This is a genomic window from Rhizobium sp. LC145, from assembly GCF_001005825.1.
In the GTDB taxonomy this organism is placed as follows: Bacteria; Pseudomonadota; Alphaproteobacteria; order Rhizobiales; family Rhizobiaceae; genus Neorhizobium.
The window spans coordinates 67,713-83,266 of record NZ_LBHV01000014.1; the positions used below are offsets into that span (position 1 = coordinate 67,713).

The following is a 15,554-nucleotide window of genomic DNA, read 5'->3' on the forward strand; positions in this document are numbered from 1 at the left end:
TACAGTGGCATGAAAACTGCCTGCCGCTATGCGTCGAGACTACGCGGCAGGAGGAGCATTGGTGGCAAGCAGCACACCGAAAAAAACGGCCGGAAGTAACCAGGCAGCCGAGGGAGCGGCATTCAATTTCCTGCCCCCGAGTGCCGGACCTCGGCTCATTACCTCAAAGGGTTGTGCGATTCACACCATTGTCGCGCCGGGTTCTCAGAGGTTTCAACACAAGGAACATGTCGTGTCCGTGCTGTTGATACCCGCACCAGGAATGCGGGTGGCATCCGCCAGCGACAGGGCCTTCGCGTTCAACGCGCCTGCTGGAATGCTCATCGTTCATCCAGCCGATGTCGAATGTGACGTGACATGGTCGCAGACGATGGAACATGCGGCCGTAGCCATCAGGCCGGACAGTTTGGTCGAGCTTGCGCTTCAAGAATTCGGTACGGATTCGGTTGAGCTTCGTATTCTGCCCTACGGAACAATCGATCCGAAGGCGCTGGGCTTTGCCGAGTTGCTGAAAGCCGAACTGACGCAGCAAGAGACGCCAAACGAGCTCTACGTCGAATCCCTGATCACTCTCTTTGGCCTTCATATCCTCAGGAGTTATTCGGCGGTAAGAAATCCGCCTGCGGAAGCGAAGGGCAAGCTTTCCCTCCAGAAAGCTCGACTGCTGCGGGAGTTTCTCCACGAGAATTTCCCCCGGAGAGTGAGTGTGGCGGAGCTTGGGTTGGTCTGCGGTTTGCCGCCCGGCCAATTCCTGCGAAGTTTCCGGCAAACTTTCGGGCAGGCGCCACACCAATATATCCTCGAATTGCGGTTGGGTTTCGCGACCAAGTTATTGAGCGAGGGGAATTTAAGGATCGTAGACGTTGCGCATCTCAGTGGGTTCTCAAGTCAGAGCCATTTGACGGCCATGATGAAGCGGCGCAGGAACATTACTCCCGCCGAACTGCGTCGCAAAGGTCTTAAAAAGAAGCATAACGAGATAATACAGCTTCAACGAGATATAAGATTTCCGCAATATTTTGATACAATCAGCGTTTCATGAAATACCGTCCCTGCCCGATTGTGCTTCTCTGTTCGGCAGAACGCGGTGCTGTATCCAGCCTTTACAGGGTGCAGCGGGACTTTCTGAATTGCGCAGCGGCGGGCTCGTGGATGATGCAAGGAATGTTCAGGTCACTGGATAGCTGTTCAACGACGGGCCGTCCTGCACCAGGCGTGTTGGCGCAGCGGTTCGATGCTGCCCGCGGTCCCGTAAATGGGTAATGTGCCGGAGTCCTAACGGTCATCTCAAAGCCGAAGCACCGCTTCAACACTTCGTCTAATCTCTCAAAAATCATTGGTCCTGCAGTGCAGCAGCCCTTAGGGATGCTGCAGGCTGGAATGTCGGAATGAATCGGCACCTAGATAGACTGGAAGCGGATATCGTCAGACCACCTCAGCGTGACAACGATCATGGTATTCTCAAGATCATTCCTGAAAGCGCTGGCCCGCGAGTGGTGACACCTGGCGGCGGGGTGATTTATTCGCTCCGCCCGCCAGGATCACAGACGGTATTGTCGGAAAACCACTTTGCAGAGGTGATCCTTGCGCCTTCCCCCAAGATAAGAGCTGCTCTGGCAAGCGACCGGCTGCGAGAATATGACTTTCCCGCGGGGACGCTTGTTATTCAGCCGGCGCATGTGGAGGGCCGTATTGAATGGTCGTTCACCAAGGAAAGCCTGATCGTTGCCCTACGGACCGAAACCTTTGCCGATCTCGGCCTTCGGGAGCTTGACCTTTCCAAGATTGAGCTTCAGCCACCAAGCTTTGGAACGGTAGACCGTACCGCCTGGCGCATCGCCGAATTGCTGAAGATGGAATTAGCCCGGCATGAACCGGCGAGCGAACTTTATATCGATTCGCTCATTACCCTCTTCGGCATTCATCTTCTCAGAACCTATTGCGGAACCGGAAAACAACTGGCGAAGGCGAAGGGCGGGCTCTCCGTCTCAAGCGCCCGCAGGGTGCAGGAATATATCAAGGAAAACTTTGCTCGCGCACTATCGGTGGACGAACTCGCGGCCATTTCCGATCTTTCACCTTATCATTTCATCAGGGCCTTCACCAAGACGTTCGGGCAATCGCCGCATCAGTATGTCATCATGCTGCGGTTGATTTCAGCGGGGAACATGCTGATCGAAACCGACTTGACGATTGCCGAGATTGCTTATCTCACCGGCTTCTCGAGCCAAAGTCACCTGACTTCGACGATGAGGAAATACCAGCGGATGACGCCAGCTGAGATAAGGCTGCGGCGATAGAATCACCAAATATTTTCAATGCTGTGCCGAGGGGACCCCGACTCGGGGTTAAATGACGGGCAGATAGTTGGTGCTGAAAAGCCACGACTTGTGTCCAAACCAGCGCGATTTCGTGGCATGGTCGCCGTTTTCCGCAATTTCCTGACAGAAAGCGAAATTTCCTGAAATATCACCTCTCATGATTGTGCTTCCCTATGGTTGCGAAACTATCCGGTACTTGAATCTGCCCCTTTTCACACGAGGGCAACTGATCGGTGCGCTGTGGATCTATCCGGCAATCATGCGACGTGGCGTATTGGACCGTTCAGGGACACGCAGCTCCCGGAAACCCAAATCTTCGCGCCGAAGACCGAGGCAGCGTGGGCCGCGCTGCAGCAGCAATATGCAAATCTGCTCACCGTGGCGGAAATCGATCACCTGCTTGCCTGCTTCGTGTTCGGGCTGACCTCCCCTGCTTTCGCGGACCAGGAGGCCGACCTGCATTTTAATGTCTGCCGCACGCTGATGGCGATCAAACTGCCGCCGGAGCGGGTAGAGGCCGCACTCCATTCAGTTCCCGCACCGACCCAGCCATGGGTCGAGAGCGCCCGCCAAATCATCGAGAGCAAAGGCGTACAGATGGGAAGCGCGCTGCGGCGGGACGCTTTCAATACTGAGAATACCACAGGCGTAGATGCGAACTCCAACCCCAAGGAACGCCTGGGCAACAACGAGGAAAATGTACAATGACTGAATGCATTCAAGGGCATACTCAGCGCATGTTCCGTTTCGGTGTCCCCAACAAGCAGATCGCAGGTGAAAGCGACGGCCGGTCACGTCGTCGGCGGCTGATGGCGATCCTCCGCATGGCCCATCGTGTTCTTGGTATTCGGCGCAAGGGTCTGGGGCTCGGAACACTGGGCGTCAGCGGCGGGTTGACTGCGATCGCCGTCGGCCTCGCGACGCCCGCCCATGCACAATATGCCGCCGGCGGCGGTACCGCGACAGGAACCAGCTCCGTCGCCATCGGTGCCGGTACCCAAGCGAATGGCGCGGCCAGCGTGGCGTTGGGCACCAATAACAGTGCAACGGGCAACGCTTCGATCGCCATCGGCAATGCGATGAGTGTCAATGGCCTCAACGCCATAGGCATAGGTGTCTTCGCGAACGCGACCGGAATCAATGCTCTTGCCCTAGGCGGGAACGCCCGAGCCAATGGGGACGGAGCAAGCTCCATTGGCGTCAACTCGGTTGCAGCCGCAGGCGCAGCCGCTTTTGGCCTGAACGCGCGTGCCGACGGAGTGAACTCGACGGCGATCGGCTATGTCACCCGGGCGACCGGGCTGCGCGCCACCGCGCTCGGGTTTGGGGCAACAGCGTCCGGGCTGGATTCGATCGCCCAAGGCAATAGCGCCGTCGCAAGCCTGCAGAATTCCATCGCCATCGGCTTCCAGGCGACCTCGACTGCGGTCAACGCCATCAATCTCGGCAACCGCACTATTGCGGGAGGGGGCGCCCTTCAACAGGGCGCCATCGCCATCGGCACGGACGTGACGGCAGACGCGCGCGACGCCACTGCGATCGGGCGCCAGAGCCAGGCGACCGGGGCTAATGCCGTGTCGATAGGTGTCCTGGCCAACGCATCGGCCGGTGGTGCCTACGCGTTCGGCACCAACACCGTGGCGTCGGGGATCAATTCCGTCGCACTTGGCAACTCCGCCGATGCGACCGGTGCTGCAGCGATGGCGTTCGGCGTGAGGGCCGCGGCGAGCGGCGATGTTACGATCGCCATGGGCCAGGACGCGACGGCCACGGGCATCAGCGCGATTGCGCTGGGCACCGGCACGATCTCAAGCAACGTCAATACGATCGCGCTCGGCGCTAGCGCCAGTGCCACCGCAGCCGGCGCCAGCGCCCTAGGCACTTTGGCCGTTGCCTCGGGAGGGAACTCCACCGCGGTCGGCGTCAGCTCCACGGCCAGCGGCGGCGGGAGCCTCGCCGGCGGCTTTGGGTCCATCGCCAGCGGAGGGCGTTCCGCGGCGTTGGGCTGGTCGGCCAATGCTTCGGCCGATTTCGCGTTGGCCCTGGGCAATCAGTCCGTGTCGAGCGGATTCGGTTCCGTTGCGGCAGGTTCGGGAGCGCAGAGCACGGGCATCTCCTCGACGGCGCTCGGCAACAATGCTGCCGCGACTGCCGACAATGCCGTGGCGGTCGGCCTTGGCGCGGTCGCCAACTCCGCCGACGCTGTTGCAGTTGGCACGAACGCGACCGCGACCGGCGGCAAGGCTGTCGCCATCGGCGCCGGCAACGTCGCTTATGGCGACGGCGCGGTCGCGATCGGCGACCCGAGCTACGCCAGCGGCACTGGCGCCTTCACAGGCGGTGCCAACAACATTGCCAATGCCGACGGCACTGCGACCGCCACGGCGGCCAATATGGCCAATGGCGCGGTGGCAATCGGTAACGCCAATGTCGCCGTCGGCCAGGGTTCCGTGGCGATCGGCAATACGAGCCGTGCGGGCGCGGCCGGCGCGGTCGCCTTCGGTGACGCCGCGGTTGCCAACAACGCCGACGACGTCGCCCTGGGTTCGGGCTCGGTCACCGATGCTGCGGTCGGCACGGCCAACACGGTGATCGGTGGGACGACTTATAACTTCGCCGGCGCGACGCCGACGAGCACTGTCAGCGTCGGCGCGCTGGGTGCGGAGCGGACCATCACCAATGTCGCGGCGGGCAGGCTCAGCGACAGCTCGACCGACGCCATCAACGGCTCGCAGTTGTTTGCTACAAACCAGCAGGTCACGGCGAATACGACCAACATTGCCCAGAACACCACCGATATCGCCAATCTCGGCGATACGATCACCGACATCAACGACGGTGCCGGCATCAAATATTTCCACGCCAATTCGACACTGCCGGATTCGCAGGCGCTGGGGACCGATTCGGTTGCTATCGGCCCGAACGCAGTCGCGAACAACGCCGGAGACGTGGCAATCGGTCTGAACTCGGCATCCGGGACGACCACGGCCGTCGGCGGCACGACGATCGGAGGTGTGAACTACACCTTCGCCGGCACGACGCCGGCAGGCGCTTTCTCGATCGGCTCGGCGGGCGCCGAGCGCCAGATCCAGAACGTCGCGGCCGGTCAACTCTCGGGCAGCTCGACCGATGCCGTCAACGGCTCGCAGCTCTTCGCGACGAACCAGCAGGTCACGCAGAACACCACCGACATCGCCAATCTCGGCGATAGCATCGGTGACATCGGCGATACAATCAACAACATCGCCGGCGACACGTCCGCGACCTTCACCGACGCAAACGGCGACGGCATCCGGTATGTGCGTACCAATGACAGGACGCTTCCCGTCAGCGATTCCTCTGCTCAAGGCGTAGGCTCCACGGCAGTCGGATACGAGGCCACCGCCGTTGCCGATAATTCGCTGGCGCTCGGCCGGGCCAGCCAGGCGACGATCGACGGTGGGGTAGCGCTTGGTTCCGGATCGGTTTCCGATCGTGCACTGGCGCCTGCCACCGGCCAGATCGCGGCCGGCCCGACGAATTTCATCGAGTACAACACGACGGACAAGACGCTTCTGGGTGCAGTTTCGGTCGGTTCGGACACAGCCTATCGGCAGATTACCAATCTCGCGGATGGCACGGACGCCCATGACGCGGTGACGATAAGGCAGCTCCAGGGTGCTATCGCATCCGTGGCCGCTACCCCCAGCATGTACTTCCACGCCAATTCCACCGCCGGAGATTCGCTGGCTGTAGGGGCTGAATCGATTGCCGTCGGCCCAACGACGGTCGTCAATGGCGATAATGGCATTGGTATCGGCAATGGCGCGATCGTCGACCAGGTGGCACCTGGCGGCACGGCGATTGGCCAGAACGCACATGTGATGCTGGCCGACGGCGTCGCGATCGGCACGAATTCGACGGCCGCCGGCGTTCAGTCGGTGGCGCTTGGCGCCGGTGCGGAGAGCAACCACATCAACAGCGTGGCTCTCGGCGCTCAATCGATTACGACGGTCGGCGCGCAAGCCGGGTATACGGCCTTTGCCCTGACGGGCCCGCAAACATCGTTCGGCGAGGTATCCATCGGCTCGGCCGGCTCCGAACGCAAGCTGACGAACCTTGCAGCCGGTTCGGCCGATACGGATGGCGTGAACGTCAGCCAGTTGAGAGGCGTGGCTTCCCAGATCACCAACCAGTTGGGAGGCGGCTCGGTGGTCAATCCGGACGGCACCATCACGGGGCCGACCTACAATATCCAAGGCGGCAGCTATACGACCGTCTATGATGGCTTCACGGCCGTCGACAATGCCCTCACCAACATCACCAATGGCGGCGGCATCAAATACTTCCATGCCAATTCGACGCTGGCCGACTCCATCGCCTCTGGCATCGACAGCGTGGCGATCGGTCCCGAAAGCGTGGCGAGCGGGACCGACAGCCTGGCGGCCGGTCACGGATCCACGGCGGCCGGTACGGGTGCGGTCGCCCTCGGCCAGGGCGCCCAGGCGAACAATGCCAACGACGTCGCCCTCGGTTCGGGTTCAGTGACGGAGGCGGCCGTCGGCACGTCGGGGATCACAATTCGGGGCAAGCAGTACGACTTTGCCGGCACCACACCGGTCGGGACCGTCAGCGTCGGTGCCGATGGCGCCGAAAGGACGATCACGAACGTTGCGGCTGGACGGGTCTCCGCCGACAGCACCGACGCGATCAACGGTTCCCAGCTTCACGCGACCAATTCGGCGATCCAGGACCTGCAGAACGGCATTGGAAACATCAACGACGATGCGGTCTTTTACGATCTCAATCCCGATGGCAGCAAGACGAACAACATCACCCTGCAAGGCGGCGACGTAAACGCACCGGTCGTCATTTCCAATGTCGGCAAGGGCGTCAGGGATACCGATGCGGTCAATGTCGCTCAGCTGAACCAGAGCTTCACCGAGGCCAAATCCTACACGGACAATCGTATGGACTATGCCATCGAGCAGGCCAACGACTATACCGATCAGAAGTTCGGCCAATTGAACCGGGAACTCGGCGGCATCCGGTCAGAAGCCAGGACGGCGGCCGCGATCGGACTTGCGGCAGCCTCGCTCCGTTATGACGATCGGCCGGGCAAGCTGAGCGTGGCGATGGGCGGCGGTGTCTGGCGCGGTGAGGGTGCGCTTGCGTTCGGTGCCGGCTATACCAGCGAAAACGGACGTGTTCGGGCCAACCTTTCCGGTACGGTCGCCGATGGCGATGTCGGCGTCGGCGCAGGTCTCAGCATCACTCTGAACTGAGGCACGCATGTTCGGGAAAGCGGGTGCCGGCAGTTCAATTTTCACAGCATGCCTTCTCCTGTCCGGTCCGCAAGTGGCCGGACAGGAGACCGCCCCCGGCTACCGGATCAGGCCGTCCGAGGTCGCGATCCCCGATAGCGCAGCTCTCGGCCAATATCAGCGCATGATCAGACCATTCGAGAATTGGACGCTGATCTGCGATGAAAACCTGAAGGCCCGTCAAAAGGTCTGCAATGTCACGCAGACGATCGAAAACCAGGCCGGGCAGGTCGCGTTCAGCTGGTCGCTTGCCGCCACGCCGGACGGCAAGCCCTACATGATCCTGCGCACCGCACCCGTTGCCAAGAGCGACGGCGTCGTCTCGCTGAAGTTTGAGGGCCGGAAAGAGCCGGTGAAAGTCCAGCTCGACGGATGCAATCAGGCGGTCTGCATCGGGATGCTGCCGGTCGGTCCCATCATGCGCGAGCAGATCTCGAAGAACTCGGCGCCAACGGTGTCCTACCCGATAAGGGACGGAAGAACCGTGAGCGTGACCGCAACCCTCAAGGGCCTTTCCAAGGCCGTTGGGGCGATCAATTAACGGAGGCATTTCACGGTGGACCAGCAATCGATTCATGATCGGATAATGTCTCGCAAGAGCGGTGAAGCTCTTCAGAGCCAGGCCGATGATCGGGGCAAGCCGAAGCGGAACTGGCTGAAAACGACCGCTCTGTCGCTTCTCGGCGTCGCCGCGCTCGGCGCTGCCGGTTACGCTGGCATGCACTATGACGCGATCGGGAATTTCCTCTCCCGGCCGGCAGTTGCAGAAACGAACGCGGCCGCTCCGGCGCCGGCCGATACGCCATTTCTCCAGCACGTCAAACAGGCGGGTCTGCAGGCCTGCTCCAACGTCTTTCCGGGATTGGGAGAGCTGCTGACGAATGGCGCGCAATACAGCGTTCAATCGACCTGGAACACCGAGACGCCGGACAAGCACGCGGTGCAGGCCCTCGTCGGCATGAACTATGCCACTGAGGGATACAAGGGCGCGGCGGCAGGGGTCGTGGTGGCGGCGCCGACCGGCTCTCTCTGTGAAGGGTCGATGGTGCGGGTCGCGCCATTTACAGCCCCATGCGCCGATATGCCGGCCTTGCTCCCGAAGGGGAGCAAGCTCGCCAACAATCTCGCGCAGATCAGCGTCTACGAACTTCCCGATGGCGGCAACGCGATGCTGCTGCCGACCGGCGACGGCTGTGCCGTCATTTCCGTGGCTTCGGTAACGGCAACACAAGGAGATGGGAAATGAGGTTAGGTTTTGCCCTGAGAGCGATCTGCATGGCGCTGGTCTCGACGGCGCATCTGGCGGCGGCGGATCTCCCCCTGACCGCGGATGTACCGGTTCCGCCGCCTCAAGAGGAGCGCGGCATCTGGGGAGCGATCGCCTATTCGGAAACAGACGAAAAGCACGGTTTCTTCTGGGGGGCCGACAAGCGGCAGGAGGCGATGGATATCGCGCTCGAGCATTGCGAGAACGCCGACGGCAAGGGATGCGTCGTCGTCGAGGTATTCCGCAATCATCGGCATTGGGAAGACGATGACGAAACCGGCTTCCCCTATCACCATTGCGGCGTGCTCGCGATCGGCGAGCAAAAGGAAAGCCATATCACACCCTGGAGCGCCAAATCCGCGCCGACCCGCAAGGACGCGGAAGACATGGCCATCAAGGCCTGCGAAGGGTCGGGGACGCAATGCAAGGTTCGTGAATGGGTATGCACATGAGGCATCTTTCCAAGGCCATTCTCACATGCGGGGCGATCATGTTCTCGCTGCTGTCGCCGGCGACCTCCCAGCAACAGGTGGCGGCTCTTCCGGGTGGCGCGTCGTCGTTGCGCGAAGCCTATCAGGATTGGAGCGTAAACTGCTCGGTTCGGGAAAACACCAGGACCTGCTCGCTCTCGCAGGACCAGGTTCAGCAGAATGGTCAAAGGCTCCTCGCCGTCGAGGTGCAGACACGCGCCGATGGTTCGGCGACCGCTACCCTGCTTCTGCCCTTCGGCATATTGCTCGATCCGGGTGTGACGCTGCAGATCGACGATCAGCCGCCGCTATCCCGGCTGCGGGTCAGGACCTGCCTGCCGACCGGATGCATCGCCGTGTTGCCGATCGATGTGCCGACACTTGGAAAATTGAGAGGGGGTTCGGTGCTGAAGCTCAACGTCGTGACTGCCGCCGAGACCCAGATGACATTTCCGGTGTCGCTCCAAGGCCTGACGGTGGCACTCGATCGCATGGCTCAGCTAAGCGGAGGCTGAGGTTCTCCCGGTACCCGTGCTCACGCTCCGTCTGCCTCATTCCGGCGATTTGCCCGTCTTGGAGGGTAAGAGGCTACCAAGATCGAGGGGGAACGGAAATATGATCGTCGAGGCCTTCTCGCCGGCAATCACGTTCAAGGTGTTGAGATAGCGAAGCTGCATGGCCTCCGGTTGTCTTGCCAGGATTTCTGCTGCTTCGAGAAGCTTGGCCGCGGCCTGCTGTTCACCCTCGGCATTGATGATCTTTGCCCGCCGTTCCCGTTCGGCTTCCGCCTGGCGGGCAATGGCACGGATCATGGATTCGTTGATGTCGACATGCTTGATCTCGACATTGGCAACCTTGATGCCCCAGGCATCCGTCTGGATATCGAGAATCTCCTGTATGTCGCTGTTGAGCTTGTCGCGTTCGGCCAGCATCTCGTCGAGGTCATGCTTGCCGAGCACGGAACGCAATGTCGTCTGGGCGAGCTGGCTCGTGGCCATCATGAAGTCCTCGACCTGGATGGTCGATTTCTCCGGATCGATGACCCTGAAATAAATCACGGCATTGACCCTAACGGAAACGTTGTCGCGTGAGATGACGTCCTGGCTGGGCACATCGAGCACCAGCGTGCGCAGATCGACCCGCACCATTTGCTGCACATAAGGGACAAGAAGGATCAGGCCCGGCCCCTTGACGCCGGTGAAGCGGCCGAGCGTGAAGACCACGCCGCGTTCGTATTCGCGCAGAATCTTGATCGCCGCTATGATGAGGAGCAGCAGAAGAAGGACGCCCACGAGATAGAAGACAATATCTGCATACATGCCCATGACTTTTCTCCCTGGTTTCCGATACCGTCACTCTTCCGGCGCCACAGGAGCGACCTCGAGCGTCAAGCCGTTCCGGCCTGTTACTTTTACGCCTTCGCCGGCGACGAGCGGCTCAGTGGAGACGGCCTTCCAGCGCTCGCCATGCGCGATGACATAGCCTGACGTGCCTCTCCAGGTATCAACCTTGCCGGCGATGCCGATCATCTGTTCCGTCCCGGTAACGACGTTGCGCCGATGCGCAAGGAAGGCGAGGCGGGCGACGATGAGGCTGAAGATGAGGCTCCCGACGGCGATGCCCGCCAGCACGGGCCAGGAAACCTCGAGGCCGGGTATATCCGTATCGAAGAGGATGGTCGCGCCAAGCACCAGCGCCGCCGCGCCGCCGATACCGAGGGCGCCGAAGGATGGCGAATGCGCTTCCGCCACGGTCAACCCGACACCGAGGGCAATCAACCCGACACCCGCATAGCTCACAGGCAGCAATGCGAGCGCATAAAGGCCGAGGAGCAGGCAGATGCCGCCGATCGCGCCGGGGACGAATGTCCCTGGGGTGAGAAATTCGAAGATGAGGCCGTAGATGCCGACCATCATCAGGATGAGCGCAATGTTCGGATCGGTAATCACCGAAAGAAATCGGGTCCGCCAATCAGGCTCGAAATCCTGGACGGCAAGGCCGGAGGTTTCGAGCCGGACGTCGGTCTGGCCGACCTGTACGACACGACCCTGCGCCTGCGCCAGGAGATCCTCGGTATTGGTCGCCGTGAAGTCGATGACATTTTCGCGCATGGCGGCTTCGGACGAAAGGCTCGCGGCCTCGCGCACGGCACGTTCCGCCCAGTCGGCATTGCGGTTGCGCAATTCCGCAAGACCACGCAGGTAGGCAACCGCATCGTTAATTGCTTTTGCCTCGCCGGCGCTACGAGGAGATTGCTGCGGTGTCCCGTCAGGTTTTTCCGCGGGGTCTTCGGCCGGCTTCGGATCGAACCCGCCGCCAAGCGAGATCGGTGTCGCCGCGCCGAGATTGGTGCCCGGCGCCATCGCTGCGATATGGCTCGCATAGAGAATATACGTGCCGGCGCTGGCGGCTCGTGCTCCGCTCGGCGCTACGAAACCGGCCACCGGCACGGGCGAGGCAAGCACGGTACGAATGATATCGCGCATGGATGTGTCGAGACCGCCGGGCGTGTCCATCTGCAGGATAATCAGGCCGGCCCCATCCTCCTCTGCACGTTGAAAGCCGCGTCTCACATAATCGGCGGTCGCTGGGCCGATGGCGCCGTTCAGTTTCAGCACGATGGCCACCTGCGCGGAAGCCGATGAGAACGGAGTTATCAGACCGATTGCCAACAGAACAAACAACACTGCGGCCATTCGGGACACCGATTGCCAAAAACTTAGACGCCGCATTGTCTTCCGTCGAATGTTCATTCGTTGAAATATATATCAGAGGTCCCGGATGGTAAGGCGGACGCCTTCCGGCGCGGGATTCGATCTTAGAGGTTCCGGGCCTTGACGCCGGCCACGACCTCACTCGTGATCTGCTTCAGATCTTCCGGGGAGGCGCCGTCGCGTGCCTGGACTGAAAGGCCCTGCAGGATGGTGACGAGGTAGCGCGACAGGGATGCGGCGTGATTCCGATCCAGCCAGGGCTCGAGCTTCAGGGCGATGGTGTCGCGCATCATACTTCGGCGCTCCGCCAATTCCCGGGCCAGGGCGGCATGGTCCTCGCCGCACTGGATCATGCCACTCGAAATCATGCAGCCACGTTCCTCGTCGGGATCGGTGACGGCATGGATTGCGCGATCGAGGAGGGTTTCGACCGCTTCGTAAAGATTGGCGGTCTCGCCAAGATTGCTCAGCGCCCTCGGCAGGCCGGAATATCGATCGAGCGCCTCGCGGTAGAGGCCTGCCATATCGCCTATGCCTCGCTCGGCAAAATCCTGCCGGAGAAAGCTCTGGCGAAACTGTGTATCAAGCCAGAGGCCTTTATTACGATCTCTTTGGTCCGGATACCGCTGAACGGGCCATAGACCATGCGGTGATCTTCACCCTCGCCGGCGGCTATGACCGGAGGAAGCGCGTCATCGTGACCGCGATGGTCGAACGACCGTCGTTCGCAGAGATAGAGGGATTGAAACCGGCCGGGCTCAGGTGATGCCAGCCTTCTATGGGGCAGATTCATTAGTTTGATGAATTAGATCAATCTTGGATTCTTTTATAATGTCCAACCCGATCGCATACTGTCGTCTGCATGGCTAGCAGACTGATTGCCGAGGGAGATCGTATTCGCGCCAGTTGAGCTCGCACTAACGCCAATGACAACCCCGGCGTTGATGATCTCGTTATTGCGTTCGATTTGTCCATGCCGAGGTGCAATCCTAATCCTGCTTCCGCTTCAGCGCCCTCAGCAGCGCATAGAGTGCTCGTCGGTCTGCTTAGCCTGCTCGGTTGGTAAACCTAATCGCTTCCGATGTCCCGCAGCCCAAGCGATTGCATTCGACTCGAGGGCAAACTCGCACTCATCGAATTGCTTATCATCGTTGATTTGTACAACCCACTTCTCATCGCGCCTTATGATTTCGACGGAACGCATTCGAACACCTCACATGCAATATTCGCGAGCGGTTCTCTCGTTGCGATCTTCTCGCAATTTTCGAGATACAGATGCGCGGACAATGACTGAAATCTATCACGAACTGGACTTCGACATACGCTTCGTCTTTTAGCGTACGTTTATGTCGGGCACACATCGAGCGGGAGTTCGCCGGTGCATTGGCGCGCAACTGAGATATACGGTGATTGCCTGTGGCTCGATCACAGCTTCCGACTAAGCGCATGCAGTAGCGCCTCCGCCTCTGCATTCGAGCCTGCCGCGACCAGCCGGTGGACCGTGCGCGTCTCGACAAGGATAGAGAGCATACGAGTCCCTCACAGAAATCACGAAGGCCCTCATTTGCCAGGATTGCGGCAAGAAAAACACCTAGCTGATAGCGGGTTATTTCCGGGCGGAGGGATAGGGACCGCCTTGAAATCGGCGTTAATTGGCTTGCGATAACGGGCGTAGAAGTGAGGAACCCATGACGTCGCAAAAGCTCCCGTCCGGCTGTTTTGTGAGCAACCAAGCTTCGCCCTTCCCATCGATGTAAAAGTAGCGCGCGCCGCGTTCGTCCGTCACGGCGATCACGTCGGCCGGGTTTCCATGTTCGTCAATGCAGGCGATTACAACCCTTGAACCCATACGCGAACCCCCGCGCAGGGAGGATCATGTATATGAAGGCGCGCCGTCAATTGCAAAATCTGACATCCCGCCGATGTTCGGAGGCTAGCCATAAGTACTAGCCCGCGAGCGGAACAATTTCCTATACCGGCTGTTGTGGCGGAACAGGAAGGCGGTCCCGCCAATGACCCCATGCGCAGAATCGCACCACTGGCCCCCAGTGGACTATAAGATTATCAGAGCCGCCGTTCTTCGGATGACGTCGAACCCCATATTCGCAATCCCCGACGACACGTCTCAGAAATTCGTGGCCTTGCTCACCGCCCTGGAGCACGCGGAGAGGAAGGCGGCGGCACAGCGTTGACGGGCGGACGGGCACCTATCGGGGTTGGGCGGGCTTTGCCTCGAAATCAATGAGAGGGAGTCCATGCGCTGAATCCATGTGCGCCCGACTTAGCCATAGGCGCCAGCGCGGCATGCAGTACCCGCCGGGTACTGATTGAGTAAACGAATGACTGTTGAGATCGAAGTACGCGGAATCCTTCGCCTTGCCGCCCACCATTAGGAAATCACCGTCGCGTGAGACCAGAATGCCACCCCGCAAGGATCGTAACGACGATACTCCGTGGTCGTCGTCCACGTCGAGAATCCAGTCTTTACCGTAGTTCAGAGAAGGTAGGCCCGGCTCGTAATAGTCAACATATGGAAGCGTTTCTGTTTCCGAGGTCGAATGCAGGACCACACCATAGGAATCCCCGCCGTCATTTCTATAGACGATTAGTAAGTCCGTGCCGCTCTGGTGGATAACTTTCACCAGTTCTCCGACTTCGGCGGAGCCGATATTAGCGAGGCGAAACCTTTTTAACACGGCCATCTTTAAGTCTCCGCGATCTAACTTTGGGATCAATGCACTGCATGGGGAGTATATTGTCAAGGCAAGGTGGCCGGAGCAGGCGTTGACGTGTTGCAAACGTGGTGGGCGGAGCGTCGCAATAGCAAACAGGCCAATGTGCTATAGTAATGGCCGAAGAGGGTCAGTGCACGTTGGGCGGCCGCGAGAACCAAGCAGCCTACGAAAAACCACAATGCCATCGATTTGGAGATGAAGTAGCCATGCGTCCTCCATGTAGCTTTAGCTAAGGGAGTAGGCGAGTCGGACTCGACGCCCAGGCTCAGTTGGAGGCAAATAGGATGATGGCGGCAGGTCAATGAGTTGTAGTGCGCGCCGGTGAGTCAAAAGGAGTCTTTGCTATCGGGCTTCTGCCTCAGAGTTCCCCGCTGTCAATCCTTTGCCGACCCCGGCTCCGCTATCTTGCGATTCTGCTTGGCAAGCATGCTGGCCGGCGTGATATTGGCAGCGGCCGACATCAACTTGTTCTTCCAGCCCGCAACAACATCGCCTTCGCCGTCCATCATGGCCTCGTAGCCGATCTTCGCCACGAAGGCAGGATCATCCTTTTTCACCTGGCCGAGCTTCGTATCCATCAGGTCGGCGCGCTCGAAGAATTCGGTGTCCGTCGCGCCGGGCATCAGGCAGGTAACCGTCACACCGGTATCCTTCAGCTCCTCGCGCAGTAGCCGCCAAGCAGATGCGAATATCCGAACAGGCCGGCGGGCGAATTGCCCCAAAGCTTGGTGACCTTACTGCGGT

The 15,554-nt window shown here is 60.3% G+C and carries 13 protein-coding genes and 1 pseudogene; 9 read left to right on the plus strand and 5 right to left on the minus strand.

The annotated features are described in order from the left end of the window. Positions 1-61 precede the first annotated feature (61 nt). The 8 genes from YH62_RS26465 (at position 62) to YH62_RS26500 (ending at position 9,876) form a co-directional block, all read left to right on the plus strand. On the plus strand, positions 62-1,042 hold the full coding sequence (locus YH62_RS26465) for an AraC family transcriptional regulator (RefSeq protein WP_245282206.1): 981 nt from the start codon (positions 62-64) through the stop codon (positions 1,040-1,042). 454 nt (positions 1,043-1,496) lie between these two features. Continuing rightward, the gene (locus YH62_RS26470) at positions 1,497-2,300 is read left to right on the plus strand and encodes an AraC family transcriptional regulator (protein WP_245282207.1); all 804 of its coding nucleotides are present in this window, start codon (positions 1,497-1,499) and stop codon (positions 2,298-2,300) included. Between the two features lie 261 nt (positions 2,301-2,561). Then, positions 2,562-3,029 carry a hypothetical protein gene (locus tag YH62_RS26475; RefSeq protein ID WP_245282208.1) on the plus strand — a complete coding sequence of 156 codons (468 nt, stop codon included), beginning with the start codon at positions 2,562-2,564 and terminating at the stop codon, positions 3,027-3,029. Beyond that, the gene (locus tag YH62_RS26480; RefSeq protein ID WP_046797304.1) at positions 3,026-7,585 is read left to right on the plus strand and encodes a YadA-like family protein; all 4,560 of its coding nucleotides are present in this window, start codon (positions 3,026-3,028) and stop codon (positions 7,583-7,585) included. Before YH62_RS26475 ends, YH62_RS26480 begins: the two co-directional genes overlap by 4 nt. Before the next feature lie 7 nt (positions 7,586-7,592). Further along, entirely contained in the window at positions 7,593-8,165 is a 573-nt protein-coding gene (locus tag YH62_RS26485; protein ID WP_046797305.1) for an invasion associated locus B family protein, read from the plus strand. Between the two features lie 15 nt (positions 8,166-8,180). After that, positions 8,181-8,870: a hypothetical protein gene (locus YH62_RS26490; protein WP_170986338.1), complete on the plus strand. Its 690-nt coding sequence runs from the start codon at positions 8,181-8,183 to the stop codon at positions 8,868-8,870. Continuing rightward, positions 8,867-9,343 carry a DUF4189 domain-containing protein gene (locus YH62_RS26495; RefSeq protein ID WP_046797307.1) on the plus strand — a complete coding sequence of 159 codons (477 nt, stop codon included), beginning with the start codon at positions 8,867-8,869 and terminating at the stop codon, positions 9,341-9,343. Before YH62_RS26490 ends, YH62_RS26495 begins: the two co-directional genes overlap by 4 nt. After that, on the plus strand, positions 9,340-9,876 hold the full coding sequence (locus YH62_RS26500; RefSeq protein ID WP_245282209.1) for an invasion associated locus B family protein: 537 nt from the start codon (positions 9,340-9,342) through the stop codon (positions 9,874-9,876). Before YH62_RS26495 ends, YH62_RS26500 begins: the two co-directional genes overlap by 4 nt. Before the next feature lie 36 nt (positions 9,877-9,912). Here the strand turns inward: YH62_RS26500 and YH62_RS26505 are convergent, their stop codons facing one another. The 3 genes from YH62_RS26505 to YH62_RS26515 form a co-directional block, all read right to left on the minus strand. Then, a complete protein-coding gene (locus tag YH62_RS26505; RefSeq protein WP_046797309.1) occupies positions 9,913-10,686 on the minus strand; it encodes a slipin family protein in 774 nt (257 codons plus the stop codon). Positions 10,687-10,713: 27 nt separating this feature from the next. Then, positions 10,714-12,093 carry a nodulation protein NfeD gene (locus tag YH62_RS26510; protein WP_245282210.1) on the minus strand — a complete coding sequence of 460 codons (1,380 nt, stop codon included), beginning with the start codon at positions 12,091-12,093 and terminating at the stop codon, positions 10,714-10,716. A gap of 86 nt (positions 12,094-12,179) precedes the next feature. Next, positions 12,180-12,599 carry a TetR/AcrR family transcriptional regulator gene (locus YH62_RS26515; protein WP_197082555.1) on the minus strand — a complete coding sequence of 140 codons (420 nt, stop codon included), beginning with the start codon at positions 12,597-12,599 and terminating at the stop codon, positions 12,180-12,182. A 53-nt stretch (positions 12,600-12,652) separates the two neighbouring features. Between YH62_RS26515 and YH62_RS26520 the strand changes: the two genes are divergently transcribed. Beyond that, positions 12,653-12,841 carry a hypothetical protein gene (locus tag YH62_RS26520; protein WP_046797311.1) on the plus strand — a complete coding sequence of 63 codons (189 nt, stop codon included), beginning with the start codon at positions 12,653-12,655 and terminating at the stop codon, positions 12,839-12,841. 1,441 nt (positions 12,842-14,282) lie between these two features. Here the strand turns inward: YH62_RS26520 and YH62_RS26535 are convergent. Together YH62_RS26535 and YH62_RS26540 are read right to left on the minus strand one after the other, a co-directional pair. Then, positions 14,283-14,777: a hypothetical protein gene (locus tag YH62_RS26535; RefSeq protein WP_046797314.1), complete on the minus strand. Its 495-nt coding sequence runs from the start codon at positions 14,775-14,777 to the stop codon at positions 14,283-14,285. A 407-nt stretch (positions 14,778-15,184) separates the two neighbouring features. Then, positions 15,185-15,478 (minus strand): annotated as a pseudogene (locus YH62_RS26540) (oxidoreductase); the annotation flags it as partial. Between the last annotated feature and the right edge of the window lie 76 nt (positions 15,479-15,554).

Coding starts and splice junctions, on each gene's coding strand:
- YH62_RS26480 (WP_046797304.1), top strand. CDS start 3,026: ATGACTGAATGCATTCAAGGGCATACTCAGCGCATGTTCCGTTTCGGT.
- YH62_RS26485 (WP_046797305.1), top strand. CDS start 7,593: ATGTTCGGGAAAGCGGGTGCCGGCAGTTCAATTTTCACAGCATGCCTT.
- YH62_RS26495 (WP_046797307.1), top strand. CDS start 8,867: ATGAGGTTAGGTTTTGCCCTGAGAGCGATCTGCATGGCGCTGGTCTCG.
- YH62_RS26500 (WP_245282209.1), top strand. CDS start 9,340: ATGAGGCATCTTTCCAAGGCCATTCTCACATGCGGGGCGATCATGTTC.
- YH62_RS26505 (WP_046797309.1), bottom strand. CDS start 10,686: ATGGGCATGTATGCAGATATTGTCTTCTATCTCGTGGGCGTCCTTCTT.
- YH62_RS26510 (WP_245282210.1), bottom strand. CDS start 12,093: ATGCGGCGTCTAAGTTTTTGGCAATCGGTGTCCCGAATGGCCGCAGTG.
- YH62_RS26515 (WP_197082555.1), bottom strand. CDS start 12,599: ATGGCAGGCCTCTACCGCGAGGCGCTCGATCGATATTCCGGCCTGCCG.
- YH62_RS26535 (WP_046797314.1), bottom strand. CDS start 14,777: ATGGCCGTGTTAAAAAGGTTTCGCCTCGCTAATATCGGCTCCGCCGAA.